The organism is Stappia sp. MMSF_3263 (genome assembly GCF_030733745.1).
Taxonomy (GTDB): domain Bacteria; phylum Pseudomonadota; class Alphaproteobacteria; order Rhizobiales; family Stappiaceae; genus Stappia.
The window spans coordinates 211,799-238,648 of sequence record NZ_JASHIK010000003.1; the positions used below are offsets into that span (position 1 = coordinate 211,799).

Annotated in this window: 23 protein-coding genes and 1 tRNA gene; 13 read left to right on the top strand and 11 right to left on the bottom strand. The window is 67.4% G+C overall.

The features are described 5' to 3' along the window. The first annotated feature begins 8 nt into the window (after window positions 1–8). Entirely contained in the window at window positions 9–1,181 is a 1,173-nt protein-coding gene (locus RBB46_RS05600) for a GDSL-type esterase/lipase family protein (RefSeq protein WP_306027912.1), read from the top strand. Window positions 1,182–1,294: 113 nt separating this feature from the next. Further along, the gene (locus tag RBB46_RS05605; protein ID WP_306027913.1) at window positions 1,295–2,659 is read left to right on the top strand and encodes a methyl-accepting chemotaxis protein; all 1,365 of its coding nucleotides are present in this window, start codon (window positions 1,295–1,297) and stop codon (window positions 2,657–2,659) included. A gap of 119 nt (window positions 2,660–2,778) precedes the next feature. Here RBB46_RS05605 and RBB46_RS05610 read toward each other — a convergent pair whose 3' ends face one another. Next, window positions 2,779–4,209, bottom strand: a complete 1,431-nt coding sequence (locus tag RBB46_RS05610; protein ID WP_306027914.1) for a glutamate synthase subunit beta — start codon at window positions 4,207–4,209, stop codon at window positions 2,779–2,781. 14 nt (window positions 4,210–4,223) lie between these two features. Next, window positions 4,224–8,957, bottom strand: coding sequence for a glutamate synthase large subunit (gene gltB, locus RBB46_RS05615; RefSeq protein ID WP_306027915.1), 4,734 nt, complete (start codon window positions 8,955–8,957; stop codon window positions 4,224–4,226). 666 nt (window positions 8,958–9,623) lie between these two features. Between gltB and RBB46_RS05620 the strand changes: the two genes are divergently transcribed. After that, window positions 9,624–10,655: a low specificity L-threonine aldolase gene (locus RBB46_RS05620; protein ID WP_306027916.1), complete on the top strand. Its 1,032-nt coding sequence runs from the start codon at window positions 9,624–9,626 to the stop codon at window positions 10,653–10,655. A 94-nt stretch (window positions 10,656–10,749) separates the two neighbouring features. Here the strand turns inward: RBB46_RS05620 and RBB46_RS05625 are convergent, their stop codons facing one another. After that, a complete protein-coding gene (locus RBB46_RS05625; RefSeq protein WP_306027917.1) occupies window positions 10,750–11,205 on the bottom strand; it encodes an Hsp20 family protein in 456 nt (151 codons plus the stop codon). Between the two features lie 325 nt (window positions 11,206–11,530). On the opposite strand from RBB46_RS05625, the gene RBB46_RS05630 reads away from it, so the two are divergent. Both RBB46_RS05630 and RBB46_RS05635 read left to right on the top strand, forming a co-directional pair. Continuing rightward, window positions 11,531–11,923 (top strand): hypothetical protein, encoded by a 393-nt coding sequence (locus tag RBB46_RS05630; RefSeq protein WP_306027918.1) that lies wholly within the window; start codon window positions 11,531–11,533, stop codon window positions 11,921–11,923. A 198-nt stretch (window positions 11,924–12,121) separates the two neighbouring features. Then, the gene (locus tag RBB46_RS05635; RefSeq protein WP_306027919.1) at window positions 12,122–13,111 is read left to right on the top strand and encodes an alpha/beta hydrolase; all 990 of its coding nucleotides are present in this window, start codon (window positions 12,122–12,124) and stop codon (window positions 13,109–13,111) included. Between the two features lie 10 nt (window positions 13,112–13,121). Here RBB46_RS05635 and RBB46_RS05640 read toward each other — a convergent pair whose 3' ends face one another. The 3 genes from RBB46_RS05640 to RBB46_RS05650 form a co-directional block, all read right to left on the bottom strand. After that, window positions 13,122–13,679, bottom strand: a complete 558-nt coding sequence (locus RBB46_RS05640; RefSeq protein WP_306027920.1) for a putative immunity protein — start codon at window positions 13,677–13,679, stop codon at window positions 13,122–13,124. A gap of 113 nt (window positions 13,680–13,792) precedes the next feature. After that, the gene (gene hisN / locus RBB46_RS05645; RefSeq protein ID WP_306027921.1) at window positions 13,793–14,584 is read right to left on the bottom strand and encodes a histidinol-phosphatase; all 792 of its coding nucleotides are present in this window, start codon (window positions 14,582–14,584) and stop codon (window positions 13,793–13,795) included. 468 nt (window positions 14,585–15,052) lie between these two features. Further along, window positions 15,053–15,943, bottom strand: coding sequence for an N-formylglutamate amidohydrolase (locus tag RBB46_RS05650; protein WP_306027922.1), 891 nt, complete (start codon window positions 15,941–15,943; stop codon window positions 15,053–15,055). Window positions 15,944–16,207: 264 nt separating this feature from the next. Here RBB46_RS05650 and cpdR point away from each other — a divergent pair, with 264 nt between their 5' ends. The 5 genes from cpdR (at window position 16,208) to RBB46_RS05675 (ending at window position 19,163) form a co-directional block, all read left to right on the top strand. Next, window positions 16,208–16,567 (top strand): cell cycle two-component system response regulator CpdR, encoded by a 360-nt coding sequence (gene cpdR, locus RBB46_RS05655; RefSeq protein WP_067218617.1) that lies wholly within the window; start codon window positions 16,208–16,210, stop codon window positions 16,565–16,567. 207 nt (window positions 16,568–16,774) lie between these two features. Continuing rightward, window positions 16,775–16,849, top strand: a tRNA-Val gene (locus RBB46_RS05660). A gap of 251 nt (window positions 16,850–17,100) precedes the next feature. After that, window positions 17,101–17,226, top strand: a complete 126-nt coding sequence (ykgO, locus tag RBB46_RS05665) for a type B 50S ribosomal protein L36 (protein WP_029059454.1) — start codon at window positions 17,101–17,103, stop codon at window positions 17,224–17,226. A gap of 110 nt (window positions 17,227–17,336) precedes the next feature. After that, window positions 17,337–18,017, top strand: a complete 681-nt coding sequence (locus tag RBB46_RS05670; protein ID WP_306027923.1) for a tetratricopeptide repeat protein — start codon at window positions 17,337–17,339, stop codon at window positions 18,015–18,017. A gap of 114 nt (window positions 18,018–18,131) precedes the next feature. After that, window positions 18,132–19,163 carry an alpha/beta fold hydrolase gene (locus RBB46_RS05675; protein WP_306027924.1) on the top strand — a complete coding sequence of 344 codons (1,032 nt, stop codon included), beginning with the start codon at window positions 18,132–18,134 and terminating at the stop codon, window positions 19,161–19,163. 44 nt (window positions 19,164–19,207) lie between these two features. Here the strand turns inward: RBB46_RS05675 and pyk are convergent, their stop codons facing one another. Genes pyk through RBB46_RS05695 form a run of 4 tightly spaced genes read right to left on the bottom strand, consistent with a single transcriptional unit; the run spans window position 19,208 to window position 23,494 of the window. After that, entirely contained in the window at window positions 19,208–20,644 is a 1,437-nt protein-coding gene (gene pyk, locus RBB46_RS05680; protein ID WP_306027925.1) for a pyruvate kinase, read from the bottom strand. After that, the gene (locus RBB46_RS05685) at window positions 20,641–21,132 is read right to left on the bottom strand and encodes a DUF1036 domain-containing protein (protein ID WP_306027926.1); all 492 of its coding nucleotides are present in this window, start codon (window positions 21,130–21,132) and stop codon (window positions 20,641–20,643) included. The genes pyk and RBB46_RS05685 overlap by 4 nt, the downstream gene beginning before the upstream one ends. Before the next feature lie 36 nt (window positions 21,133–21,168). Next, on the bottom strand, window positions 21,169–22,485 hold the full coding sequence (locus RBB46_RS05690; protein ID WP_306027927.1) for a glycerate kinase: 1,317 nt from the start codon (window positions 22,483–22,485) through the stop codon (window positions 21,169–21,171). Window positions 22,486–22,501: 16 nt separating this feature from the next. Beyond that, the gene (locus RBB46_RS05695) at window positions 22,502–23,494 is read right to left on the bottom strand and encodes a DMT family transporter (RefSeq protein WP_306027928.1); all 993 of its coding nucleotides are present in this window, start codon (window positions 23,492–23,494) and stop codon (window positions 22,502–22,504) included. 231 nt (window positions 23,495–23,725) lie between these two features. Between RBB46_RS05695 and RBB46_RS05700 the strand changes: the two genes are divergently transcribed. From RBB46_RS05700 to RBB46_RS05710, 3 genes are all read left to right on the top strand, one after another. Continuing rightward, window positions 23,726–24,565: an N-formylglutamate amidohydrolase gene (locus RBB46_RS05700; RefSeq protein ID WP_306027929.1), complete on the top strand. Its 840-nt coding sequence runs from the start codon at window positions 23,726–23,728 to the stop codon at window positions 24,563–24,565. Window positions 24,566–24,625: 60 nt separating this feature from the next. Continuing rightward, window positions 24,626–24,931, top strand: coding sequence for a DUF1244 domain-containing protein (locus RBB46_RS05705; protein ID WP_306027930.1), 306 nt, complete (start codon window positions 24,626–24,628; stop codon window positions 24,929–24,931). A 167-nt stretch (window positions 24,932–25,098) separates the two neighbouring features. Then, the gene (locus RBB46_RS05710) at window positions 25,099–25,362 is read left to right on the top strand and encodes a DUF2312 domain-containing protein (RefSeq protein WP_306027931.1); all 264 of its coding nucleotides are present in this window, start codon (window positions 25,099–25,101) and stop codon (window positions 25,360–25,362) included. A 79-nt stretch (window positions 25,363–25,441) separates the two neighbouring features. Here RBB46_RS05710 and RBB46_RS05715 read toward each other — a convergent pair whose 3' ends face one another. Then, complete coding sequence (locus tag RBB46_RS05715) at window positions 25,442–26,839, bottom strand: NAD(P)(+) transhydrogenase (Re/Si-specific) subunit beta (RefSeq protein ID WP_306027932.1); 1,398 nt, start codon at window positions 26,837–26,839, stop codon at window positions 25,442–25,444. Window positions 26,840–26,850: the final 11 nt, after the last annotated feature.

A 26,850-nucleotide genomic window follows, 5' to 3' on the forward strand; every position in this document is an offset into this window, starting at 1 on the left:
ATCGGGCCATGATCAAGGGTCACTCCACCGAAGCCGGTTCTGCCTGGCGCGGCATGCATTGCGTGTGTCGCCGGACCGCCGGCCGCCTGCTTGCCGTGTTCCTGGCGGTGCTTGTTGCCGGTTCGCTGGGTCTTGCGTCCTCGCCGGTGAGCGCCCAGGACGGGCGGCCGATCGTGCGGCCGGGCGACACGACGGGCAGCGGCTTTCATCCGTTGACGCCGCTGTTCCGGCTGTTCGGCGTCGAGAACCGCCGCCAGCGGGTGCGGATGAAGGAGCGGAACCCGCGTGAGCGGATCCAGCAGCCGCGCGAACCGGCCCGGCCGGTGATCGTCGAGGTGCCCAAGGAAGCGGATGCGCGCGTGGTTCTGGTGGTTGGCGATTCACTCGCCGGAGAACTCGCCGAAGGCCTGGAGGCAACCTATTCGGAGGTTGCCTCGGTGCGTGTCGACAGTCTCGTGCTCGACGATGTCGGGCTCGCCGGCGGCGGCACGGGCGATCTGGGCGACCGTATCCGCGGCATTGTCCAGGGGCGCAAGGTCGCTGTCGTGGTGGCGCTGATCGGGTCGCATGACGTGAGCGACATCGAGACGGCGACGGGAACGGCCGGGTTCCGGTCGGAGGAATGGAACGCTGCCTACGACCGGCGCGTGGGGGCACTCATTGCCGCGGCACGGGCGCAGCGCACGCCGATGGTCTGGGTCGGCCTGCCGCCACCGAAAGGGCAGGCCCGGCGCGCCGATTTCAGCCATATCAACACGGTCGCCAAGCAGCGGGTCGATGCCAGCAACGCGATCTATGTCGATGTCTGGGATGTGTTTCTGGACGAGAATGGCGGCTACACGTCCTACGGGCCGGACGTGGAGGGAACGCGGCGCCGGCTGCGCTCCGGCGACGGGATCGGGTTCACCTGGCCCGGCCGGCGGAAGATTGCCTTCTTCGCGGAACGCTCGATTGCCCGGATCCTTGGTTCGTCGGGCGCCTTTGCCTTCGAAGGTGTCGAGGACGATCCCAACTTCATCGTCCTGACCGGCCGCCAGGGGGCGCCGGAGACGGTTCTGGCGGGGGGCGAGGACGCGCGCAACGAGCCGGTTGCCGATACGCCGCAATACAGGTTGATCGTTCAGGGCGCGCCGCTGGCGCCCGCCAATGGCCGCGTTGACGACTTCCGGCAGGTCGAATGAACCGGCAGGGCCGCCTGCTGCTTCCGCAGCGGTATCCGGATACTTACGTAATTACCTAATTTTTCACGATTTTCTGGAACCCTTCCGGCACCCAACCGCGCAAGGTTTCCGAGATGACATCCAGCCGCAAGACACCCTGGTCCCTGACTGTTCTGGGCCGTTTCCTCCTGATGGTGGCGACCGCCGCCCTGATCATGCTGGGGGGAACCGGCTATGCCTTCTATGTCTTCCGAACATCGCTGGTCGCGGCCCTTGGCGACCCGGCACAGGCGCCGGAGTTTCTCGGGCCGACGGCAACGGCCAAGCTCGACGGTCTGATCCTGGGGCAAATGCTTGAAATCGCGCTGGTCTGCCTGCCTGTCGGCATTGCCTTCCTGGCGCTGGCCTTCTGGCTGGCGCTGGGCGTGCGGCGGCCGCTGAAAGCCCTGCAAAAGGGCCTGGTGGCGCTGTCGGGCGGGGATTTCGACATCACCATAGCCGGGGCGGAGCGCGGCGACGAGATTGGCGCCATCGCCCGCTCGGTCGCCGATTTCCGGGTCAAGCTGGCGGAAAAGGCCCAACAGGACGCGCGCCGCACGCTGGAGCAGCAGGAGCGCATGGCCCTGCAGCGCGGGGAGACCTTGCGCCAGGTGGCCGCGGATTTCGAGGAGAGCGTGGTCGGCGTCGTGCACCGGCTTGGCGATGCGGCTGGCCGCGTGGCGGACCTTTCCAACGATCTGGACGGGGCTGTCGAGGTGGCCGGAAACGCCGTCGAGCAGGCATCGGGATCCTCGATGCAGGCGACGAGTTCCGTCTCGACGGCGGCCGAGGCGGCCGAGGAGATGACCCAGTCGATCCTGTCGATCGGGCGCGAAATGGAGCAGGCAGCGGCGATGGCGCGGGCGGCGGTCGAGGAATCGCGCTCCACCGACGCGATCGTCGGGCGGCTCGCGGACAGCGGCCGGGCCATCGGGGAAGTCGTCGACCTGATCAAGCAGATCGCCGACCAGACCAACCTCTTGGCGCTCAATGCGACGATCGAGGCGGCGCGCGCCGGGGAAATGGGCCGGGGCTTCGCCGTCGTTGCCAATGAAGTCAAGACGCTGGCCGGCCAGACATCGCGGGCGACCGAGGATATCTCGCAGCAGGTCGAGGCGGTGCAGCAAGTGTCCGAGCAGGCGGTCGGCGCGATCCGGTCGATCGCCGGCACGGTGGAGCGCATCCATGCGATCTCCGACACGATCCTGGGCGCCGTGCAGAAGCAGATGTCGGCAACCGGGGAAATCACCCAGAGCGTCGAGTTTGCCACCCAGAACACGGAGAACGTCGCCTCGAGCATGGACGATCTGGCGCGGGCGAGCAGCAGCACCCGCAACGCCACCGACCAGATCCGTGGGGCGACGGCGGAACTGGCCGAACTCTCGGGTGCGCTGCATGCGCAGGTCGGAGGCTTCCTGACCAGTATCCGCGACAGCTATGCGGGGAAAAGCGCGGCCTGACAGGCGGGGCGCGGCGGTTCGCGGTCCAACGAAAACGGCGCCCGAAAGGGCGCCGTTTGACTCAATTGCGACAATTCTCGCGCAAGATTTTCGAAAGATTGCACAGATTTGTATCGAATTTAGCGCGGCAGGTTCGAACTGCCGGTCAGGTGCAGGTCGATGGCGCGCGCCGCCTGGCGACCCTCGCGGATCGCCCAGACGACCAGCGACTGACCGCGGCGCACGTCGCCGGCGGCGAAGACGCCATCGATCGTGGTCTTGTAGTCCTGCGTGTCGGCAAGGACATTGGCGCGGCCGTCACGGGCGATGGCGTCCCCCAGTTCGCCGAGATAGGTGCCCTCCAGGGGACCGGCGAAACCGATCGCGATCAGCACCAGCTCGGCCCGCAGGATGAACTCGGTTCCCTCGATCGGCCGGCGCTTCTCGTCGACGCGGGCGCATTTGACGCCGGTGACATGCCCGTCCTCTCCGACAATGGCGAGCGTTGCCGCCGCGAACTCCCGGTCGGCGCCCTCGGCCTGGGAGGAGGAGGTGCGCATCTTGGTCGGCCAGTAGGGCCAGATGTTGAGCTTGTCTTCCTTCTCCGGCGGACGCGGGCGGATGTCGAGCTGGGTGACGGACAGCGCGCCCTGGCGGAACGAGGTGCCGACGCAGTCCGAAGCGGTGTCGCCGCCGCCGATGACGACGACATGCTTGCCGCCGGCCCAGTAGGGCGGTTCGGCCGAGACGTCCTCGCCGCCGACCCGCCGGTTCTGCTGAACCAGGAAGGGCATGGCGTACATGCTGCCCTGCAGGTCCATGCCCGGCAGTTCCGGATCGCGCGGACGCTCGGCGCCGCAGGTCAGGAGCACCGCGTCATGGCGGTGACGAAGCTCGTCGACGGTGATGTTGACGCCGACATTGGCGCCGTAATGGAACTCGACGCCCTCGCCCCGCATCTGCTCGACGCGGCGGTCGATATAGTGCTTCTCCATCTTGAAGTCGGGAATGCCGTAGCGCATCAACCCGCCGGCGCGCGGCTCGCGCTCGTAGACATGCACCGTGTGGCCGGCCCGGGCGAGCTGCTGGGCCGCGGCCATGCCGGCCGGGCCGGAGCCGACGACGGCGACGGTCTTGCCGGTGCGGAACGGCGCCGGCTCGGGTCGGATCCAGCCCTCGGACCAGGCCTTGTCGGCAATCGCCTGCTCGACCGTCTTGATCGCGACGGGCGCGTCCTCGAGGTTCAGCGTGCAGGCTTCCTCGCACGGCGCCGGGCAGATGCGCCCGGTGAACTCGGGGAAGTTGTTGGTGGAGTGCAGGTTGCGCGCCGCCTCTTCCCAGTCGCCATTATAGACCAGGTCGTTCCAGTCGGGGATCTGGTTGTTGACCGGGCAGCCGACAGGACCGTGGCAATAGGGGATGCCACAGTCCATGCAGCGGGCCGCCTGGCGCTCGACTTCCTTGTCCTCGAGCGGCAGGGTGAACTCCCTGAAGTGACGGATGCGATCGGAGGCCGGCTGGTACTTCTGTTCCTGCCGGTCGATCTCGAGAAATCCGGTGACTTTTCCCATTTTGTCCGTCTCCCTTACTCGGCCGCCACCAGGCCGAGCCGCTTTTCTTCCATTTCGCGAAGGGCGCGCCGGTACTCGACCGGCATCACCTTGACGAATTTCGGCCGGAACTCATCCCACTTGTCGAGGATCTCCTGCGCCCATGCCGAACCCGTGTGGGCGACATGGTTGGAGATGAGCTGGCGCAGCCGCTCGTCGTCGTGTCGGGTCATGTCGGCGGTCAGGTCGACCCGGCCCTTGTGTTCGATGTCGCCACCATGGTGGTGGAGCTTTTCCAGCAGGTCGTCTTCCTCCGGGACGGGCTCGATATCGACCATGGCGAGGTTGCAGCGGTTGCGGAACGAACCGTCCTCGTCGAGCACATAGGCGACGCCGCCCGACATGCCGGCAGCGAAGTTGCGGCCCGTCCAGCCGAGAACGACGACGACACCGCCGGTCATGTATTCGCAGCCATGGTCGCCGACGCCCTCGACGACCGCCAGCGCGCCGGAATTCCGCACCGCGAAACGCTCGCCGGCGATGCCGCGGATGTAGCATTCGCCCTCGGTGGCGCCATAGAGCACCGTGTTGCCGGCGATGATCGAATAGTCCGGATCGGCGCCGCTTTTCGGGCTCGGACGGATGACCAGCTTGCCGCCGGCGAGGCCCTTGCCGACATAGTCGTTGGCATCGCCCTCGAGCGTCATCGAGATGCCGCGCGCCAAGAAGGCGCCGAAGGCCTGGCCGGCGGTGCCCGTCAGGCGAATGTCGATGGTGCCGGGCTTCAGCCCCTTGTGACCGTAGCGCTTGGCGACCTCGCCGGACAGCATGGCGCCGGCCGAACGGTCGACATTCATGATCGTCTCGGCGATCTCCACCGCTTCCTTGCGCTCAAGGGCAGGGGCGGCGGCTGCGATCAGGCGGCGGTCGAGAATGTCGTCGATCGGATGCTTCTGGCGCTCGGTCCAGCGCTTGGCCTCGGCAGGCGCGTCCGGCACATGGAAGATGCGGGTGAAGTCGAGCCCCTTGGCCTTCCAGTGGTCGATCATCTTCTCCTGGTCGAGAAGGTCGGCGCGCCCGACCAGTTCGTCGAACCGGGCAATGCCCATCGCGGCCATCATCTCGCGCACTTCCTCGGCGACGAAGAAGAAGTAGTTGACCACATCCTCCGGCGTGCCCTTGAAGCGCTTGCGCAGGACCGGATCCTGGGTGGCGACGCCGACCGGGCAGGTGTTCAGGTGGCACTTGCGCATCATGATGCAGCCGGCGGCGATCAGCGGTGCGGTCGAGAAGCCGAACTCGTCGGCACCGAGCAGCGCGCCGACGATCACGTCGCGGCCGGTCTTCAGCCCGCCGTCGACCTGCAGCGCGATGCGCGAGCGCAACCCGTTCAAAACGAGGGTCTGCTGGGTCTCGGCAAGGCCGATCTCCCAGGGGCTGCCGGCATGCTTGATCGAGGTCAGCGGCGAGGCGCCGGTGCCGCCGTCATAACCGGACACCGTGATGTGGTCGGCGCGCGCCTTGGCGACGCCGGCGGCAACGGTGCCGACACCGACTTCCGAGACCAGCTTGACCGAGATGTCGGCGGCCGGATTGACGTTCTTCAGGTCGTAGATGAGCTGCGCCAGGTCCTCGATCGAATAGATGTCGTGATGCGGCGGCGGCGAGATCAGGCCGACGCCCTGCGTCGAGTGACGGACCTTGGCGATCACCGCGTCGACCTTGTGACCGGGCAGCTGGCCGCCCTCGCCGGGCTTGGCGCCTTGCGCGACCTTGATCTGGATCATGTCGGCATTGACGAGATAGTCGGTGGTCACGCCGAAGCGGCCCGAGGCGACCTGCTTGATGGCCGAGCGCATCGGGTTCATCGACCCGTCGGGAAGCGGCTTGTAGCGCTCCGGCTCCTCGCCGCCCTCGCCGGTGTTCGACTTGCCGCCGATCCGGTTCATGGCGATGGCGAGCGTGGAATGCGCCTCGCGCGAGATCGATCCGAAGGACATGGCCCCGGTGGAGAAGCGCTTGACGATCTCGGCCGCCGGCTCGACCTCGTCGAGCGGGATCGGCTTGCGGCCCGCCTCGTCTGCCATCTTTATCCGGAACAGGCCGCGAATGGTGAAGCGGCCGTTCTCCTCGTTGGTCTCGCGGGCGAAGTCCCGGTATTTCTCCGGAATGTTGCCGCGCACCGCATGCTGCAGCGAGGCGATGTTGTCCGGCGTCCACAGGTGGCTCTCGCCGCGGACGCGGTAATTGTACTCGCCGCCGACATCGAGCGAGCGGCGCAGCACCGGCACGTCGGCGAAGGCAAGCGCGTGCCGGCGCGTGGTCTCGTTGGAGACGGCCTCAAGGCCGATGCCCTCGATGCTGGTCGCGGTGCCGAAGAAATACTCGTTGACGAAGTCGCCCGCGAGGCCGACCGCATCGAAGATCTGCGCGCCGCAATAGGACTGGTAGGTCGAGATGCCCATCTTGGACATGACCTTGAGGATGCCCTTGTCGATCGACTTGATGTAGCGGTAGACGACCTCGTCGGCGTCGACCTCCTCGGGGAAGTCGAGTTCGGCATGCAGTTGCAGAAGCGTCTCGAAGGCGAGATAGGGGTTGATCGCCTCGGCGCCATAGCCTGCCAGCACGCAGAAATGGTGCACCTCGCGCGCCTCGCCGGTTTCCACCACGAGGCCGACGGAGGTACGCAGGCCCTTGCGGATCAGGTGATGGTGCACGGCGGCGGTCGCCAGCAGCGCCGGGATCGGGATGCGGGCGCGGCTGAGCAGCCGGTCGGACAGGATGATGATGTTGTAGCCGTTGACGACCGCGCGCTCGGCATTGGCGCACAGGTTGTCGAGCGCCTCGCGCATGCCGTCCGCGCCCTTGGACGCGTCGTAGGTGATGTCGAGCGTCTTGGCCGAGAACTGGTTGTCGGCGGTGTCGCCGATGGTGCGGATCTTCTCCAGGTCGTCATTGGTGAGGATCGGCTGGCGAACCTCCAGACGCTTGGAGGTGGCAAGGCCCTTGAGGTCGAACAGGTTCGGCCGCGGCCCGATGAAGGAGACGAGGCTCATCACCAGTTCCTCGCGGATCGGATCGATCGGCGGGTTGGTGACCTGGGCGAAGTTCTGCTTGAAATAGGTGTAGAGCAGCTTCGGCTTGTCCGAGAGCGCGGAGATCGGCGTGTCGGTGCCCATCGAGCCGATGGCTTCCTGGCCGACGGTCGCCATCGGCTGCATCAGGAGCTTGATGTCTTCCTGGGTGTAGCCGAAGGCCTGCTGGCGGTCGAGCAGGGTCTCGGCGGCAACCGGCGCACGGCCGCGCACTGCCGGCATCTCCTCCAGCACGATCTGGGTGCGGTGCAGCCAGTCCTTGTAGGGGTTGGCGGTCGACAGGCTGCGCTTGATCTCGTCGTCGGAGATGATGCGGCCTTCCTGAAGGTCGATCAGCAGCATCTTGCCGGGCTGCAGGCGCCACTTGCGGATGATCTTCTCTTCCGGCACCGGCAGGACGCCGACTTCCGAGGACATGATCACCATGTCCTCGTCGGTGACGACATAGCGGGCCGGGCGCAGGCCGTTGCGGTCGAGCGTCGCGCCGATCTGGCAGCCGTCGGTGAAGGCGACCGCGGCCGGCCCGTCCCACGGCTCCATCAGGGCGGCGTGGTATTCGTAGAAGGCGCGCAGGTTGTCGTCCATCAAGGGGTTGCCGGCCCAGGCTTCCGGGATCAGCATCATCGCCGCGTGGGCGAGCGAGTAGCCGCCGCGCACGAGGAACTCGAGCGCATTGTCGAAACAGGCGGTGTCCGACTGGCCCTCGTAGGAAATCGGCCAGAGCTTGGAGATGTCGTCGCCGAACAGCTGCGAGGACACGGAGGCCTGACGGGCGGCCATCCAGTTGACGTTGCCGCGCAGCGTGTTGATCTCGCCGTTATGCGCCACCATGCGATAGGGGTGGGCAAGGTCCCAGGACGGGAAGGTGTTGGTCGAGAAACGCTGGTGGACAAGCGCCAGCGCGGAGGCGAAGCGCGGGTCCTTCAGGTCGGCATAGTAGGCGCCGAGCTGATAGGCGAGGAACATGCCCTTGTAGACCAGCGTGCGGCTCGACAGCGAGACGATGTAGAAGCCGTTGTCGACGGCATCGGTCTCGGCGCGCACCACATTGGAGATGACCTTGCGCAGCACGAACAGGCGGCGCTCGAAATCGTCCTCGGTCTCGCAGTCGCGGCAGGCGATGAAGACCTGGCGCGAAACCGGCTCGGTGGCGGCGATGTCGGGCGCCTTGGACAGGGAGGAATTGTCGACGGGCACGTCGCGCCAGCCCAGGCACGCCTGTCCTTCCGCGTTGATGACGCGCTCGACGATCTCCTCGCAGCGGGCGCGCAGCGCCGGGTCCTGGGGCAGGAAGACGAAGCCGACGCCGTAGCGGCCCTTCTCGGGCAGTTCGATGCCGAGGCCCTTTGCCTCGGCGGCGAAGAACTCGTGCGGGATCTGCACCAGCATGCCGGCGCCGTCGCCCATCAACGGGTCGGCGCCGACCGCGCCGCGATGGGTGAGGTTCTCCAGCACCTGCAGGCCGTCGGCGACGATCCGGTGCGAGGGGGCGCCCTTCAGGTGGGCGACAAAGCCGACACCGCAGGCGTCATGCTCGCGCGCGGGGTTGTAGAGGCCCGAACGCGCGGCTTCCTCGCGGCGCGCGCGCAGCGTTTTGGGGGCAGTCGCAGTGGCCGGTGCGGTTGCGCCTGCGAAGCCCTGTGCCTCGATCATCGCGTCGGTCTTGCTCATGTCTGCCCTCTTTCTCATCCCGTGCAGGGTCCGACCTTTCCCGTTCGGGTCGCGCTTCTTTCAAAAGAAGCCCGGCTCGTGCGGCGAACGGGCGGACGCCCTGACGCTGACCAGTGAAGCGGACCGTTCCCGGGTCCGCCTTTTCCGGCGGTGCCTCCACAAGGGAGATCCGCCCAATACCCCCCGGCGTCTGCCTGCCGGACCTGCCGGCCGTCATCGGCCGGTCCCTGTCGCCTGCCTCGCGGTTTTGCGTCCGGCTTTCGCCGGGCCGTCGACCCGCAGGTTCCAGGGCTCTTTTAACACATGCCGCGGCCGGTGTTCAGCCGTCCGTCCCGCCCGATACGGCGGAGCCGGGGCGCCGGCACAGCGCGGCCAGCCCCGGCCACGTTTCGGCGTTTCGCCAAAAGGGACAGTATTCCTGTCCTATCTGGCGGAGGCGCACAATGCCAGATTTCCCGGGGGGGAGCAAGCGGCTTGCGCAAGGCCCGGCAACTATTTCTTGCGCCGGGCACGGGGGCTTTTGTCATTATCGCAACGCGGCGCGGCTGTCGCGAGCAAGAATGTGTCAAAGGGCCGCGCCGACCGACACCGGCGCCGCCGTGCCGGCGGCAGCGGCAAGGCCTGCGGCATCTTGCATGCGTGGCCGTCCTCGTCCTAGATCGGCAGATGATATTCGCCAGCGACAATTGGGCGGGGGCATCGCAGCCGGTGATCGATGCGATGATCCGCCACAACACCGGATCGGCGCCAGCCTATGGCACCGATCCGCTCACCGAGCGCGTCACGTCGCGCTTTCGCGACATCTTCGAACATGACGTCACGGTGCTGTTCACCGCGACGGGGACGGGCGCCAACGCGCTCGCCATGGCCGGCTGCGCCCGGCCGGCCGGGCTGGTCATGACCAGCACCACCGCGCATATCCATTGCGACGAGTGGGGGGCGACGGAGTTCTTCTCGCACGGCATGAAGATGGTTCCGGTGGCCACGGCCAAGGGCAAGATCTCGGCCGGCGACCTTGCGACAGAGATCGGAAAATATCCCGAGGGCAGCCGGTTCGGCGTGCCAGTGGCGCTGAGCCTGACCCAGGCGAGCGAATGCGGTACGGTCTACACGCCCGCCGAGGTCGCGGCGCTGACGGAGGCGGCGAAGGCGCGCGGCATGGTCTGCCACATGGACGGCGCGCGCTTTGCCAACGCGCTGGCGCATCTGGGCTGCACGCCGGCGGAGACGACCTGGAAGGCGGGCATCGACATCCTCTCCTTCGGCGCCACCAAGAACGGCTGCTGGTGCGCCGAGGCCATGGTGGTGTTCAACCCGGACCGCCTGCGCGACCTGGCGACCCTGCGGGCGCGGGCCGGGCACCTTTTTTCCAAGTCGCGTTTCGTCGCCGCCCAGTTCGACGGCTATTTCGAGGGCGGCCACTGGCTGGACCTTGCCCGCCACGCCAACGAAATGGCGCGGCGCCTGTCGGAGGGGCTGGTGGCGGCCGGCCACGGGCTCGCCTATCCGACCGAGGCCAACGAGGTGTTTCCGCTGCTCGACCTTGCCACCATCGCGCGGCTGCGCGAGGCGGGTGCGGCGTTCTACGAATGGCCGGAAGCGGGCGAGGGCGAGGGACGCGTTGCCGTGCGCCTCGTCACGTCCTTCGCGACGCCCGAGGCCGATGTCGACCGGTTCGTGGAGATCGCCGGCGGCTGAGCGGCCAAGGTCACTTCAACAAAAAGCCGGCCGGGAGAACCCGGCCGGCTTCGTCATTTCCAGGTGGCGCGATCCGCGCCGGGCGGGCAGTCGGTCAGTTGACCGTCGCCTCGATCTGGCGGCTCTCCCCGGAGCTCACGCCGATCTCGATCTTGCGCGGCTTCATCGCCTCGGGAATCTCGCGCACGAGATCGATATGCAGAAGGCCGTTCCTCAGGCTGGCGCCCTTGACCTCGACATGGTCGGCGAGCTGGAAGCGGCGCTCGAAGGCGCGGGCGGCGATGCCGCGATAAAGCACCTCGCCGGTCTCGGCTTCCTGGTTGCGCTCGCCCTTGATGGTGAGCACGTGCTCCTTGGCCTCGATTGTGAGGTCACTCTCGCCGAAACCGGCGACCGCCATGGAGATGCGATAGGCATTCTCGCCGGTGCGCTCGATGTTGTAGGGCGGATAGCTCGGCGTGTCCTGGGAAGAGGAAGTGTCGAGCATGGAGAGCAGCCGGTCGAAGCCGACGGTGGAACGGTAGAGCGGGCTGAAATCAAGATGACGCATCGTATTGTCCTCTCACTGAGCAACAGGTGATGGGTTCGATCGTCCGGATCCTGCCGTCATGGCCAGGGGGACGACCCGTGCGCGGGCCCGGTAGCGGCGCCCGCAGACCTGAGATGGGGATGCCCGAAGGCGCCGTCAAGAGGGGCGCCGATGGCGGCGAAACGGCGGCGCCCGGCCATTGCGGAGATGCCGGATGGGGGAGGGAGCGGCAGCGATCCTGCAGATGAACGGCGGGTGAACGGGGCCTTCCGGTTCGGTTCACGGGAGCTGTCGCATTGTCGGGATGTCGAAACGGCGCCGATGCGCCCAACCAGGAGACAGACCGATGAGGACCTCGCTTTTCGCCGCCGCCGCTCTCGGCTTCGTTCTTTCCATCTCCGGCGCCCAGGCGCTCGATGCGCGTGCCGGCAAGACCCCCGCCGCGACGCCGGCCTCCGCCTCCGTGGAAATCCAGCTCGTCGGCCATCGCCGCGGCCCGGGCTACCGTGCCCACCGCCTTGGCCCGCGCCAGATCGCCCGCCGCCTGCATCGCCAGGGCTACAAGCGGATCGGGAACCTGCGCCCGCGCGGCGATGTTTATGTCGTCCGTGCGCATGGCCGCCGCGGCGTGCCGCAGCGCCTCGTGGTCGATGCCTATTCGGGCCGGGTGGTCGGACGCACGGTCGTCGGCTGGGGTGGTCGCGGCGGTCGGGGTCATGGTGGCTGGGGCCGCTGGTAAGGCTCCCCGCGACAGCCATCTTTCCGCCAGCAAGAACGGGCCGCCGGAGTTGAGCCGGCGGTCCCGCTCCTGTAAGAGAAACGGGAGCTTCCGGTTTCGGCCGGACCGGTCGGTCCCGGAGGCTGGCCCGGCTCCACGGGCCGCTTGCAACGATCAGGGTGGACGCGCCGACGTCCTCAGGACGAAAGCGCCTTGGCCATGGACCTTTTCGATCATCCGGAAAACCCGATCCCGGCAGGCGGCATCTGCGCGAGCGTGACCACACGCGACGGCGTCCGCCTGCGCACCGCACGCTGGATGCCGGACCGGGGCCCCCTGAGGGGCACGGTGACGCTGCTGCAGGGCCGCGCCGAATTCATCGAGAAGTATTTCGAGACGATCAGCGATCTGAGGGCGCGCGGCTTCGCCGTGGTGACGTTCGACTGGCGCGGGCAGGGCGGATCGCAGCGGCTGCTGTCGAACCCCCGTCGCGGCCATGTCGACGATTTTTCCGATTATGTCACGGATCTCGAACATGTGATGCGCGAGGTGTCGCTCGCCTGCATGCCGGGGCCGCATCACCTGCTTGCCCATTCGACTGGCGGGGCCATCGCGCTGCTGGCGGCCGGACGCCTCAGGACCCAGGTCGAGCGGGCCGTGCTGTCGGCGCCGCTGATCGGGCTCGGCAGGATCGGTGGAAAGCTGCCGCAAAAGGTCATCTGCCCGTTGGCAAGCACGCTGTCGGCCTTCGGCCTCGGCCAGGCATTCGTGCCCGGCGGCAAGGAAAAGCTGGAGATGACGTTCGAAACCAACCCGCTGACGTCGGATGCGGCGCGGTTTCACCGCAACGAAGCCGTCCTGTCGGCCTATCCGCATCTGGAAATCGGGGCGCCGACGATCGACTGGCTGGCCTCGGCCTGCCGTACGATGAACCGCTTCATGGCGCCGGACTTCGGCCCGTCCATGTCGCTGCCGGTGCTCATCGTCGCCTCGACCGGCGACGGGATCGTGTCCACGCGCGCTGCCGAGCGCTTCGCCCGCCAGACGCGCTCCGCACGCTTCCTGGAGATCGCCGGCGCGCGCCACGAGCTGCTGATGGAGGACGATCTTTATCGCGACCAGTTCCTGGCCGCGTTCGACGCCTTTGTCGGGGACGGGCCGGTCGCCGGACGGCCGGGACGCTCCGAGCCGGCTGTTCCGTCGTCCTAGGGTCCTGACCCTAGGACGTGGGATCTTCCCTCGGCACCGGCCCGCGAACGGCGCGATCCAGCTCGCGCATCAATTCTCCAACGCGGCCACCTCCGGGCGGGGCGGCGGGATAGCGGCGCAGCACGCTTGCCAAGAGGGGTGTCGCCAGGTCCCGGAGCGCCGCCAAATCGCCGTCTGCCTCTCCTTCACCCGACAGTTCGATCGCGTGTGCGGCATGGGCGGCGGATCCGAGAATGTGTTTGACCTGGTTCGGATCGGCGAGGGGGTGCAGGTAAGCCGCGCCGGCCGCGGCTGCGGCTGCACGGGCCACCTCGCCGGCGGCGATCCCGCCCGTATCGGTGACCTCCCTGGCTGACCGCAGCGCCGCCCAGGCGCACTCGCGCAGCAGCCTGCTCCGCCTGGCGCCATTCGCGAATGCCCAAGCCGCTTCAACCGCCGCGCCCGGACGCATGTCGGCCGGCTCGCGGGCTTCGAAGACCGGAAGAACCAGGCGCGTGCAGGCGACCGCGTAAGCGGCGACCGCACGCAATTCGTCAAGGCCAAGTTCGATCCGCGTGTCCTGTGTCATCGTGCACCGCCAGGACCGTTGCATCCGGTCTTGCCGACCGGACGCTCATGACCATCGCAAGGGGACGCCCGCGCCACCGTGTGACGAGATTGCCGGTCGTGCTTCCTCACGCTTCAGACAGCGGCTCCGGCGAGCATCGCCAGCACCTTGTCGTGCAGGCGGCGATCGCCGGTGGCGAGGATCTGTCCGCCTTTGGCCGGCGAACCGCCGTTCCAGTTGGTGACCACGCCGCCGGCCCCCTCGATGATCGGCGCCAGGGCGACGATGTCATAGGGCTGCAGCCCGGTCTCGATGACGAGGTCGACCTGGCCGCTGGCCAGCATGCAGTAGCCGTAGCAGTCGGTGCCGTAACGGGCGGTGCGCACCGTACGCTCGATTTCCAGGTAGACGTCGCGCTCGGCACCCTGGAACAGGCCCGGATGGGTGGTGCAGATGATCGCGTCGGACAGGCTGGCGCAACCGCGCGTCTTCAGCTCGCGGCGGCTGCCGCCGCGCGACAGCCAGGCCGAGCGGCGATCGCCATAAAAGCGTTCGCCGACATAGGGTTGGTCCATGACGCCGAAGACCGGCTCGCCATGCCTGTTCAGCCCGATCAGGGTGCCCCAGGTGGGCAGCCCGCAGATGAAGGCGCGGGTGCCGTCGATAGGATCGAGAACCCATACGTGCTCGGCATCGAGGCGCACATTGCCGTGTTCCTCGCCAAGGATGCCGTGATGGGGATAGTCCGCCTCGATCAGTTCGCGGATCGCCGTTTCGCCGGCCCGGTCGGCGATGGTGACAGGATCGAAACCGCCCTGTTCCTTGTTGCCTACCGAAAGGTCGGTGCGGAAATGCGGCAGGATCGCCTCCGCCGAGGCGGTGCAGAGCCGGTCGGCGAACGCGGCAAGGTCTTCGGTTTCGAGCATCGGGAACGGTTCCTTCGGATCCTGCCGGTTTGCCGCGTCGTACAGCTTCGGGGGATGGCGCGCGTCGCGGCGTGGCGGGCTTGGCAAGAGTGCGGATGTGGCGCGAAAAGCGGCAACTGCCTGATCGAGCCTCTTTTTAAGCAGCGCGGCGCGGCGAAGTCGAGCGGAAATCCGCCCAAGGGCAATTTTATCAAGGAGATTTAGTAAAGATTATCTCATTGAAATATATGAGTTTTCCAAAAATATACAGCCGAATTTACCGCGAGAATCGAATTTCGATATTGACTTTTGTGCGCCGCGATGGAAACTTGTTGCAGTGCGATATGGCTTGCCAGATCGCGCCGCCCTCCTTGGGCGTTTCCTCCCTAGACTCGGGCCGCCTCGCAAGAGTGCGGCCCTTTTTTCTTGGATTCTCCGCTCTCCTGTTGGCGTCGTGCTGGATGCCGGGAAATTCGCCCGGCGGCCCCGCTATTCGGCGGCAAGCGCGTCGGGGATCAGGCCGGCGTCGGGCAGGGCGACCAGCGCCTCGTTGAAGCGGGCAAGGTCGGCGGCGAACGCCTCGAAGCCGGAATTGCGGTCGGTGCGCGCCTCGTCCATGTAGAGGCTGCGGTTGATCTCCACCTGCAGCGCATGCAAGCCCTTGGCAGGGCGGCCGTAATGCTCGGTGATGAAGCCGCCGGCATAGGGCTTGTTGCGCGCAACGGTGTAGCCCATGTCGCGCAGGATCTCCGTCGCCCGGTCGACCAGGGCAAGCGCGCAACTGGTGCCGTAGCGATCGCCCAGGATGAAATCGGGGCGCGGCCCGTTGTCGCTGCTGCGGATCGTCGAGGGCATCGAATGGCAGTCGACCAGCACCGCATAGCCGAAATTCACATGGGTTCTGGCAAGCAGCCGGCGCAGGGTGAGGTGATAGGGCTTGTAGATCGTCTCGATGCGGTCGAGCGCCTCGCGCACCGACATGCGCCCGCGATAGATCTCCTGGGCCTCCCCGACGACACGGGCGATGGTGCCGAGGCCTCCGGCGACCCGGATCGACCGGCTGTTGGCATAGGCGGGCAGGCGGTCCTCGTACATCTTCGGATCGAGTTCGTAGGGCTCGCGGTTGACGTCCAGATAGGCGCGCGGGAAGCAGGCCCGCAGGAGCGGTGCGCCAAGCCCGGTGACGCCGGAAAACAGCTCGTCGACGAAGGCGTCCTCGGACCTGCGGATGGCGAGGCGGTCGAGGCGCGAGGCGTTCAGGAACGCTTCGGGATAGTGCCGGCCCGAATGGGGCGAGTTGAACACGAAGGGAACGTGTTGCTCGGCGGGATGCAGGACTTCGAAGGCTTCCATGTCCTCGAACCCGCTGACGACCTGCATGATCCGCCTTCTCCGAATGTCCCGACTGTCGTGCGCTTGCACGAATTCCCTATTAGTCCCCGAATCGCGGTTAATGTCCACATGCCCGGTGGGTAACGCGGGGCGCCCGCGGACCGATCGTCGCTTTCACTGGATGTTTACCGCCTTTCGGCCTTATAACCGTCGAAGGGAATGTGCCAAAACGGGATATGGCAAGCATCGCCGGGCCGGCGTGACCGGGCACAGCACACGGGACGCCGCCCTGGGCGGGATGGACAAGACGAGATGACACGAATCCTACTTGCGGAAGACGACAATGACATGCGCCGGTTCCTTGCCAAGGCGCTGCAGAAGGCCGGTTACGATGTCGTCTCCTTCGACAACGGCAAGAGTGCCTATGAGCGTCTGCGCGAAGAGCCGTTCTCGCTGCTGCTGACCGATATCGTCATGCCGGAAATGGACGGGATCGAACTGGCGCGGCGCGCCACGCAACTCGACCCCGACCTCAAGGTCATGTTCATCACGGGCTTTGCCGCCGTCGCGCTCAACCCGGATTCGCAGGCGCCCAAGGACGCCAAGGTGCTGTCCAAGCCGTTCCACCTGAAGGACCTGGTGCTTGAAGTCGAGCGCATGCTCGCCGCCTGACGGGCGCCGCGCCCGGTTCGGGTGCATCCGCCCCTCGCAAGGGCCGTGTTTTCCACCGCTTGTGCGGTTCTTCCGGGATCGGGCAAAGAAGTTTCAGAACAGGGCTTGCACCGTCTTTCGAAGCCCGCTATATCGCTTGCCACCATGCCAGACAGATGGTGTTGGTACCGGACTTCGCGGCGGATCACCGCCGGTTTTTCAAGGTTCGGGCGTGTAGCTCAGCGGGAGAGCACTACGTTGACATCGTAGGGGTCACAGGTTCAATCCCTGTCACGCCCACCATTCTTGCCGCTTGTTCCGGACGTTCCGGGCAGGCGGAAAAGCCCAGCGAGGGCCGCCACCGGACCGGTGGCGATGTTGCGGGAAACGGGAGCGCGGCCTGAGGCCGGCGCGCCGGGACACGGAACAGGAACCCGACGGGCGACGTGAAAGCGGCTGAAGCCGTCTTTCGAGGTTGAAACGGCGGGCGCCTCGCGCCAGCGCAACATGCAGGATGCCGCCGCCAACGTGGCACCGTTGACGGAGACGAGACAATGAAGATCAAGAACTCTCTGAAGGCGCTGATGGGCCGTCACCGCGACAACCGCATGGTTCGCCGCAAGGGCCGCGTCTACATCATCAACAAGAAGGCTCCGCGCTTCAAGGCCCGCCAGGGCTGACGAAGGCCGGCCGCACGGCGCGCTTGCCGCGCCGGGGCAATGCTTTCTGATTTTGCCGATCCCATTGACGATCGCATCCGGTGAGCCATACTCACCGGATGCGTTTTCTATTGTCTGCCGCCCTGATCGTCCTTGTCGCCGCCGGCGTGGCGACCGCTCCCGCGGTCGTTGCTTCCGCCAGCGCGCAAGGTGCGCCCGACGTCCTGCCGCCGGAGGCGCTGCCGCCGTCGGTGGACGATCTCGACACGCCGACGACGGAGCTCGAGGCGCCGTCCGGTCCGGCGCCGGCCATCACCGAGGAGCAGGAGGGAACGAGCGAGCTCGACACCCTCTTCGCCGATCTTGCCGGGGTCACCAGCGAGGACCAGGCAAAGCCGATCGTGTCGCGCATCCAGCGCATCTGGTCGACCTCGGGCAGCGCCACCGTCGACCTGCTGATGTCGCGGGCCGGCAGCGCGATGAAGGCCAAGAACCTGCCGCTGGCGCTCGATCTCCTCGACGTGGTGGTGCGGCTTGCGCCCGACTACGCGGAAGGCTGGAACCGCCGAGCGACGGTCAATTACCTGCGCGAGGATTTCGGTCGGGCGATGGTGGATATCGAGCGGGTCCTGGCGATCGAGCCGAGGCATTGGGGAGCGATGTCGGGACTCGGCATCATCCTGCGCCGCATCGGGCGCGACGACGAGGCGCTGGAAACCTTCCGCCAGGTGCTGAAGATACATCCGATCAGCGAGAACGCGCGTAAAGCGGTGGACGACCTGGCGGCGAAGGCGGCCGGGTCTCCGATCTGACGCCGCCGGGTTCCGGGGCGCTCAGGGCGATCACCTTCAATCCGGCCTCGCCCGGGCATCCAGCACGGGCGGCACGGGTGGACAGAGCCTCCGGGGACCGTCATTCCAAGCCGCATGACCACAGTGACAATCGCCATCCTGCTCGTCCCGTTGCTGCTTCTTGCGGCGCTGGCGCTGATCGCGCTGCGCAACGGCGAGGCGGCGGAGGCCCGCTATCCGCCGAACGGAACCTTCACCACCGTCGAGGGCGTGCGTCTGCATCATGTCGAGCGGATGCCGCCGTCAGGGGGCAGGGAGGCCCCGACACTGGTCTTTGTGCATGGGGCGAGCGGCAACCTGCGCGACACCCGGTTTGCCTTCGAGGAGGCGCTTGCGGGGCGCTACAGGCTGATCTTCGTCGATCGGCCCGGGCATGGCCATTCCGAGCGCGGCCCGCAGGACGCGCATCGCCCAGCCGTGCAGGCAAGGCTGATCGGCGGGCTGCTCGACGCGCTGGAGGTGCGGCAGGCCGTCGCCGTCGGGCATTCCTGGGGCGGGGCGGTGGTGGCGCAGATGGCGCTGCTGCGACCCGACCTGATCGAGGGACTGGTGTTCATCGCGCCGGCCACCCATCCCTGGCCGGGCGGCGTCGACTGGTATTACGACGCGGCCGCGGCGCCGGTGTTCGGACCGCTGTTCTCCCACACGCTGGCGCCGGTGGTGGCCGGGCAGGTGGCGCCGCGGGCAATCGGCAGCGTGTTTTCCCCCGAGACGGCGCCGGAGGGGTATGCGGATGCGATCGGGCTCGACCTGCTGCTGCGGCCGGCGACGTTCCACGCCAATGCGCGCGACGTGGCGCTGCTGAAGGGCGAGGTCGCCGCAGCGGTTTCTGATTATCCGCGCATCGCCCAGCCGGCGGTGGTGATCACCGGCGACAAGGACACGGTGGTCTATCCGGACATCCATTCGGCGGGACTGGTGCGCGACCTTCCCGGGGCGCGTCTGGTGACGCTGGCGGGAGCCGGCCACATGCCGCATCACACGCGCAAGGCACGGGTCGTTGCCGAGATCGAGGCGCTGGCGTCGCAGGTGTGGGGACAGGGCGCGGCGCGGGAAGCCGCAGGAGAAAGCGCCGGCGTCGGCACGATGGAAAAAGGCAGGCCCTGAGGCCTGCCTTTCCTGAAAGTCATCCCGTCATCGCGCGGTACGCGTCAGAGACCGCCGCGTCCGTCGCTGCCGACAAAGGCGATGCGCAGCATGTTGGTCGAGCCGGGCGTGCCGAAGGGAACGCCGGCGGTGGTGATGATGCGCTGCCCGGGGCGTGCCAACTCCTCCTGGAAGGAAATCTGGCAGGCGCGGTCGACCATGTCGTTCTCGTCGCGGGCGTCGTCCGAGACGACGCAATGCAGGCCCCATGCGAGGGACAGGCGGCGGGCGGTGGCAAGCACCGGCGAAATCACGATCACCGGTACGGAGGGACGCTCGCGCGCGGCACGCAGGCCCGTGGCGCCGGAGGTCGTGTAGCAGACCACGGCGGCCAGGTTCAGCGTCTCGGCGATCTGGCGCGCGGCGGCGGCGATCGCATCGGCGCCGGTCGGCTCCGGATCCTGGCGCTGTGCGTGGATGATGCCGCGATAGTTGGGATCGCGTTCCACCTGGCGCGCGATCCGGTCCATCGTGGCGACCGCCTCGACCGGGAACTGGCCGGCGGCCGATTCGGCCGACAGCATGACCGCATCGGCGCCCTCGAAGACGGCGGTGGCGACGTCGGAGACCTCGGCGCGGGTGGGAACCGGCGCGGTGATCATCGATTCCAGCATCTGGGTTGCGACGACGACAGGCTTGCCGGCGCGGCGGCAGGCACGCACGATCTGCTTCTGCAGGCCGGGGACCTGCTCGAGCGGCATCTCGACGCCGAGATCGCCGCGCGCCACCATCAGCGCGTCGGACAGGTCGATGATCTCGGAGAGCCGCTCGATCGCCTGGGGCTTCTCGATCTTGGCGAGAATGCCGGCCTTGCCGCGGGTGATCTTGCGCACCTCGGCCAGGTCGTCGGGGCGCTGGATGAAGGACAGCGCGATCCAGTCGACATTGGCCTCGAGCGCCGCGTCGAGATCCTTGCGGTCCTTCGGCGTCAGGGCGCCGACGGGGATCTCGGTGTCGGGAACGCTGACGCCCTTGCGGTTCGACAGCTTGCCGCCGACCTCGACCACGGTCTCGGCGCTGGTCTTCGTGCAGCTGGTGACGCGCAGCCGGATCTTGCCGTCGTCGAGCAGCAGCCGGTGATCGGGCTCAAGCGCCTCGAGAATTTCACGATGCGGCAGGTGCACGCGCGCCGTGCTGCCGGGCGCGGTGTCGCTGTCGAGGGTGAAGCGCGCGCCGTTCTCGAGCATGACCGAATCATCGGCGAAGGTGCCGACGCGCAGCTTGGGACCCTGCAGGTCGGCAAGGATGCCGATCGGTCGGCCGAGCTTCGCCTCGACGCCGCGAATCGTCTCCACCAGCGCGTGCAGGCGCGGGTGGTCGGTGTGGCTCATGTTGATGCGGAAGACGTCGGCGCCGGCGGTGTAAAGCTTTTCGATCGTTTGCGGATCCGAGGAGGATGGCCCGAGTGTGGCCAGAATCTTGACCCGCCTGTCACGCTTCATTGTCCGCCTGTCCCCCCTTGAACGGGCTCTGTCAGCTGGACGGTCCAGCTGCTCTGCTCACCCGTGTCGATCTCGAAAAATCCGGTTCGTTCGAAACCGCGCGCAACGCAGTCCTCGATGCCGGCAATGGTGAATTCCTTCTCGCGGGTGCACATGAAGGCGCGGCCGCCCCATTCCCCGAACTGATCGTAATCCACCGCATAGATGTAATAGAAGCGTGACACCAGCGAACCGGCGACGAGCGTCTCGCACGAATTCGCCGGAAGGTTCCACCAGCCCTCGGTCACCCAGGATGAATCCTCGCGATATCCGATCGCGACGCCCACCTGGCTTTCCGTCTTGTTGCACAGGCGCAGTTCAGCCTGAGCCGGGCTTGCCGTGAACAGGCCGAGCATGAGTGTTGCAAGCGCTGCGACGCCGCCTGGTGTCAAACCCCATCGGACCATGCGTGTCGCCGTGGTGCGCCGTTGCCTTTCGGCTTTTGTCATCATTCGATTACTCGTGCCACGACCATGCGCGTCATCTTATGGCCGACAGCCTTCCGGCTTGTCAATGATGACGGCTCTGAAGTCGTTGACGTTGGTATAGGTGGGCCCCGGTCTCAGCAGATCGCCGAGATGATCGAAGAAGCCCGTGCTGTCGTTTCTCGCCAGAAATGCGGCGGCATCATGACCCGCCGCCCGGGCGCGACCAAGTGTTCCAGGATCGACGAAGGCTCCGGCGGGATCGTCGGCCGAACCGGACCCGCCATCGGTGCCGTCGGTATCGCCAGCCAGTGCAGCGATTCCGGGCGCCCCGTCAAGCGCGATGGCGAGGGCCAGCGCGTATTCCTGGTTCGGACCGCCGCGCCCATCGCCGCTGATCGTGACGGTGAGTTCGCCGCCCGACAGCAGCACCGCCCGGCGACCCTCGCCCGCAAGTTGCCGCGCCAGCCGCGCGTGATTCGCGGCGACCTCGCGCGCCTCGCCCTCGAGACTGTCGCCCAAGAGGACCGGCTCGAAACCGCGTGCCCGGGCGACCGCGCTTGCGGCCTCCAGCGACAGGGCCGGCCGCGCGACGATTTCGAACCGGGTTCCCTCGAACAGCGGATCGCCCGGCTTCGGTGTCTCGTTGGCGGGGTCGGCAAGGGCCGCATGGATCGCGGCCGGGGCGCCGGGCGCATAGCGGGCAACGAGGGCGCGAGCATCGGCAAGGGTCGTGGGGTCCGGCAGGGTCGGGCCGGAGGCGATGGCGACCGCATCGTCGCGCGGCACGTCGGAGACGGCCAGCGTCGTCATGGCGACGCCGGCGGGCCGGGCCGCCGCCAGCCGGCCGCCCTTGATCCGGGACAGGTGGCGGCGCACCGTGTTGATCTCGTCGATGGTGGCGCCCGAGCGCAGCAGGGTGCGGGTCACGGCCTGCTTGTCGGCGAGCGACACGCCATCGACCGGGGCGATCCAGTTGGCGGAGCCGCCGCCGGACAGGAGCACGACGACGTGGTCCTGCGGCGCCGCGCCGGCGACGAGGTCGAGGGTGCGCCGGGTGGCGTCGATGCCGGCCTGGTCGGGCACCGGATGGCCGGCCTCGACGGTTTCGATCATCGAGGTCGGGCGGGCATAGCCGTGCCGGGTGACGCAGAGGCCGCGCAGCCGGTCCGGGCCGAGCCCGTCGCGCTCCATGTAGACGCGTTCGGCGACCTCGATCATCGCGCCGCCCGCCTTGCCGGCGGCCAGCAGCAGGATGCGGCCGCCATCGACGGGCTTCGGCAGGCGCGCGGGCAGGCAGGTTTCCGCGCGCGCGGCATCGACGGCCGCCGTGAACATGTCTGCCAGGGTGCCCCGCAGGGCAGCGGCGTCGGTCATCGCGGATCCTTCCATGTCAGGTGTCGCCGGCTTCCGGCGCCGGGCTGTTCTTGATCGTGCCGTCCCTGGCCGGATCGCTCCGGGCCGGGCTGCTTACCGCGACCCCGGCATTGGACCGGGGGCGGGCGATATAGATGCCGGCGAGGATCACCGCCCCGCCGGCCGCCTGGGCGAGGCTGACGTTCTCGCCGAGGAAAAGATAACCCATGGTGGCTGCCGCCACCGCCTCCAGGAAGATGACGAGAGCGGAAAACCCCGCCGACAGTGTGCCGAGCGCATAGGCAAGCAGGCCCTGGCCCGCGGCGTGGCTGAAGACGCCGAGCGCCACCAGCATGGCGATGCCTTTCAGCGATGACGGGAAGAGCGTCTCCTCCAGCGCCAGCGCCGCGACGAGGAGCACGGCGGCGGTCACCAGAGAACTGCGGTAGACAAGCAGGCCCGGCGTCATGCCGGCAACACCGCGGCGGGCGAAGCGCATGGCGATGAAATAGCTGCCGAAGAAGAGCGAAGTGACGAGGCCGTAGAAGTCGCCGTCGAGCCGCTCGGGGGCGAGGGCGAAACTGCTGCCGACCAGCATGGCCGCGCCGGACAGGCACACGGCAAGGCCAAGCGCCATGGCCCGGGTGACCGGCTCCTTGAGCAGCGCGCCGGAGGCGAGCATCACCCAGAACGGGGCAAGGGTCGCCAGCAAGGTGGCGTTGGCCGCCGTCGTGTTCATGATCGCCAGGTGCCAGAAGAAGAGATCGCCGGCAAAAAGGACGCCGGCGGCGATCGTTGCCCGGTTCCAGCGCGGCGGCGGGGCGTCGCCGCGACGTTCCAGCCGGGCCCACACGGCAAGAACCGGCAACGCCAGCGCGGCGCGCCAGAAGGCGCTGGCGAAGGGCCCTACATCGGCATGTCGGACGAAGACGGGCGAGACGCCCATGGCGATGGCGCCGGCAACCAGCGCGACAAGGGCAACGAGCATGCGCCGGTCCGGCGAGGCAAGGGGAGACGCGGCGGTGGTCATGCGGAAAGGGTCTTTCGGGCCATACGAAACCGGGCGGCCCGGGGCAGGGCAGCCTGGAAGCTACGCAGACTAAGGTCAGGGGACGCCCGTGTCTCTTTCAAATCCCTGATAGATGATATCTCCGGGCGCGATCAATATGCGGTTGAAAGGCGCGTGCGGATGTGGTGGACAGACGAACCGCGCCGCGTCGTTGCCGGTGCGCTTCCGCCATGCCCCACCTGCGGTGTCAAGATGACCGAAACCAGCCCGACTTCGCCCTTGCCGATTTCGCCGCTGCCTGCCTCGCCTTCGCCCGACGTGACGCCGTTCGAGCGGGTCGCCGGCGACCGGTCGAAGGGCCTGCTCCTGTTGTGCGACCATGCCAGCAACGCGTTGCCCGCCCGCTACGGCTCGCTCGGTCTTCCCGACAGCGAGTTCCGCCGCCACATCGCCTATGACATCGGCGTGCGGGAGCTGACACTGATGCTGGCGCAGGCTTTCGGCGTGCCGGCGCTGCTGACCACCTACTCGCGGCTCCTGATCGACCCGAACCGGGGAGAGGACGACCCGACGCTGGTGATGCGGCTGTCCGACGGTGCGGTGGTGCCGGGCAATGCGAACCATGACGCGGCCGAGCGGGCGCACCGGCTGGCGACCTACCACCGGCCCTACCACGAGGCGGTCGCGGCCGAGATCGACGCGGCCATCGCCGCCGGCCATCCGCCCGCCATACTGTCGATCCACAGCTACACGGCGGTGTGGCGCGGGGTGCCGCGTCCCTGGCATGCGGGGGTGCTGTGGGACACGGACCCGCGTTTCGCCCTGCCCCTGCTTGCGGCCTTGCGGGAAGACGCGGATCTGGTCGTGGGCGACAACGAGCCCTATGACGGAGCCTTGAAGAATGACTGCATGTATCGCCATGGTACGGTGCGCGGCCTTGCCCATGCGCTGCTGGAGGTACGGCAGGACCTGATCGCGGACCGGGTCGGGGTGACGGCCTGGGCGGAACGGCTGGTGCCGGTGCTGGCGCGCATCCTGGCGAGCGGCGAGGCGCTGGGCGAGATACGTCATTACGGATCTCGCTGCGAGTGAGACAGATTCGACGGACCGGAACAGGCGTATCGCCGCCGGTCAAGACGAGGGAGAAACGACATGGCCGAACTGGACGAGGCGACCCGGACGGAACTGGAGGCGGCGGCGTTTCGCCGGCTGGTCTCGCATCTGCGCAAGCGCACGGACGTGCAGAACATCGACATGATGAACCTTGCCGGTTTCTGCCGGAACTGCCTGTCGAACTGGTACAAGGACGCGGCAGACGCGCGCGGCCTCGACCTCGACAAGGAAGCCGCGCGCGAGATCGTCTACGGCATGCCCTATGACGAATGGAAGGCCGCCCACCAGAGCGAGGCGAGCGCCGAGCAGAAGGCCGCCTTCGAGACGGCGAAGCCCCACGCATGAACCGGAAAACGGCTGGCGCCTGTGAATGATGTTCTTTTTTCGTTCACAGCGCTTGCAAGCCGGCGCGTTTCCGCGCAAGGAAAACACCGACCAGATCTGCGATGCGCCCCGCGCGCGTCGCGATGTCCCACCACCCCGTCCTGACCCCAGTTGAGGAGAACACGATAATGTCCGATCCAGGCGGCGTCGCCGGCGATCAGCTGCGCGCTTTTGTCGAGCGCATCGAGCGGCTCGAGGAAGAGAAGAAGGTCATTTCCGACGACATCAAGGATGTCTATGCGGAGGCCAAGGGCACCGGCTTCGACGTGAAGATCCTGCGCAAGGTGATCTCGCTTCGCAAGAAGCAGCCGCACGAGCGCGAGGAGGAGGACGCGATCCTCGACCTTTACATGCATGCGCTGGGCATGGCGGGACCTGCCAACGACGCCTGAGCCGTGTTCCCCCGGCCTTGCGGATCAAACGAAAAGCGGGGGCGCCGCTTTTTTGTTTTCAGCGATGGGACGACCGCGGTCAGATCGCCTTGACGATGCCCTCGGTCATCTTCTTGGCGTCGCCGAACAGCATCATCGTCTTGTCGAGGAAGAACAGCTCGTTCTGGATGCCGGCATAGCCGGAGCCCATGCCGCGCTTGACGAAGAGGACGGTGCCGGCCTTGTCGACGTCGAGGATCGGCATGCCGTAGATCGGCGACTGCGGGTCGTCGCGGGCGGCCGGGTTGGTGACGTCGTTGGCGCCGATGACGTAGACGACGTCGGCCTGGGCGAACTCCGAGTTGATGTCCTCCAGCTCGAACACCTCGTCATAGGGCACCTGCGCTTCGGCCAGGAGCACGTTCATGTGGCCCGGCATGCGGCCGGCGACCGGATGGATGGCGTATTTGACCTCGACGCCTTCCTCCTTGAGAACGTCAGCAAGCTCGCGCAGCGCGTGCTGCGCCTGCGCCACCGCCATGCCGTAGCCCGGCACGATGATGACCTTGCTGGCGTTCTTCATGATGAAGGCGGCATCCTCGGCCGAACCCTGCTTGACCGGACGCTCCTCCGCGCCACCGCCGCCGGCCGCCGCGGTTTCGCCGCCGAAGCCGCCGAGAATGACGGAGATGAAGGAGCGGTTCATGCCCTTGCACATGATGTAGGACAGGATCGCGCCGGACGAGCCGACCAGCGCGCCGACGACGATCAGCGCCATGTTGCCGAGCGTGAAGCCGATGCCGGCCGCCGCCCAACCCGAATAGGAGTTGAGCATCGACACGACGACAGGCATGTCGGCGCCGCCGATCGGGATGATGATCAGGCCGCCGAAGACGAGCGACAGGATGACGATCAGCCAGAAGACCGTGTGGCTCTCGGTTGCGACGAAGACGATGATCAGCAGCACGATCAGGGCGGCCAGGCCGCCATTGATGACGTGGCGCATGGGCAGCATGATCGGCGCGCCGGACATGCGTCCGTCGAGCTTGGCGAAGGCGATGACCGAGCCAGTGAAGGTGATCGCGCCGATGGCGACGCCGAGCGACATTTCCACAAGGCTGGCGCCGTGGATCTGCCCGACCTCGCCGAGGCCGAAGGCCTGCGGCGCGTAGAGCGCGCCGGCGGCGACCATCACCGCCGCCATGCCGACCAGCGAGTGGAAGGCGGCGACGAGCTGCGGCATGGCGGTCATCGGCACCCGCTTGGCGGTGACGGCGCCGATGCCGCCGCCGATCGCGAGGCCGCCGACGATCATCAGCAACCCGCTGCCGCCGGGAGCGGCGACCAGCAGCGTCGTGACGATGGCGATGCCCATGCCGGTCATGCCGTAGAAATTGCCCTGGCGGGAGGTTTCCGGGCTGGAAAGCCCGCGCAGCGCCAGGATGAAGAGAACGGCCGAAACCATATAGAGGACGGCCGTGACATTGGCGGAAAGCATGTGTCCGGCCT

Bases quoted from the DNA above. Each gene is read 5' to 3' on its own strand.
- RBB46_RS05600 (WP_306027912.1), top strand. From the start codon at position 9: ATGATCAAGGGTCACTCCACCGAAGCCGGTTCTGCCTGGCGCGGCATG.
- RBB46_RS05605 (WP_306027913.1), top strand. From the start codon at position 1,295: ATGACATCCAGCCGCAAGACACCCTGGTCCCTGACTGTTCTGGGCCGT.
- RBB46_RS05610 (WP_306027914.1), bottom strand. From the start codon at position 4,209: ATGGGAAAAGTCACCGGATTTCTCGAGATCGACCGGCAGGAACAGAAG.
- gltB (WP_306027915.1), bottom strand. From the start codon at position 8,957: ATGAGCAAGACCGACGCGATGATCGAGGCACAGGGCTTCGCAGGCGCA.
- RBB46_RS05620 (WP_306027916.1), top strand. From the start codon at position 9,624: ATGATATTCGCCAGCGACAATTGGGCGGGGGCATCGCAGCCGGTGATC.
- RBB46_RS05625 (WP_306027917.1), bottom strand. From the start codon at position 11,205: ATGCGTCATCTTGATTTCAGCCCGCTCTACCGTTCCACCGTCGGCTTC.
- RBB46_RS05630 (WP_306027918.1), top strand. From the start codon at position 11,531: ATGAGGACCTCGCTTTTCGCCGCCGCCGCTCTCGGCTTCGTTCTTTCC.
- RBB46_RS05635 (WP_306027919.1), top strand. From the start codon at position 12,122: ATGGACCTTTTCGATCATCCGGAAAACCCGATCCCGGCAGGCGGCATC.
- RBB46_RS05640 (WP_306027920.1), bottom strand. From the start codon at position 13,679: ATGACACAGGACACGCGGATCGAACTTGGCCTTGACGAATTGCGTGCG.
- hisN (WP_306027921.1), bottom strand. From the start codon at position 14,584: ATGCTCGAAACCGAAGACCTTGCCGCGTTCGCCGACCGGCTCTGCACC.
- RBB46_RS05650 (WP_306027922.1), bottom strand. From the start codon at position 15,943: ATGCAGGTCGTCAGCGGGTTCGAGGACATGGAAGCCTTCGAAGTCCTG.
- cpdR (WP_067218617.1), top strand. From the start codon at position 16,208: ATGACACGAATCCTACTTGCGGAAGACGACAATGACATGCGCCGGTTC.
- ykgO (WP_029059454.1), top strand. From the start codon at position 17,101: ATGAAGATCAAGAACTCTCTGAAGGCGCTGATGGGCCGTCACCGCGAC.
- RBB46_RS05675 (WP_306027924.1), top strand. From the start codon at position 18,132: ATGACCACAGTGACAATCGCCATCCTGCTCGTCCCGTTGCTGCTTCTT.
- pyk (WP_306027925.1), bottom strand. From the start codon at position 20,644: ATGAAGCGTGACAGGCGGGTCAAGATTCTGGCCACACTCGGGCCATCC.
- RBB46_RS05685 (WP_306027926.1), bottom strand. From the start codon at position 21,132: ATGACAAAAGCCGAAAGGCAACGGCGCACCACGGCGACACGCATGGTC.
- RBB46_RS05690 (WP_306027927.1), bottom strand. From the start codon at position 22,485: ATGACCGACGCCGCTGCCCTGCGGGGCACCCTGGCAGACATGTTCACG.
- RBB46_RS05695 (WP_306027928.1), bottom strand. From the start codon at position 23,494: ATGACCACCGCCGCGTCTCCCCTTGCCTCGCCGGACCGGCGCATGCTC.
- RBB46_RS05700 (WP_306027929.1), top strand. From the start codon at position 23,726: ATGACCGAAACCAGCCCGACTTCGCCCTTGCCGATTTCGCCGCTGCCT.
- RBB46_RS05705 (WP_306027930.1), top strand. From the start codon at position 24,626: ATGGCCGAACTGGACGAGGCGACCCGGACGGAACTGGAGGCGGCGGCG.
- RBB46_RS05710 (WP_306027931.1), top strand. From the start codon at position 25,099: ATGTCCGATCCAGGCGGCGTCGCCGGCGATCAGCTGCGCGCTTTTGTC.
- RBB46_RS05715 (WP_306027932.1), bottom strand. From the start codon at position 26,839: ATGCTTTCCGCCAATGTCACGGCCGTCCTCTATATGGTTTCGGCCGTT.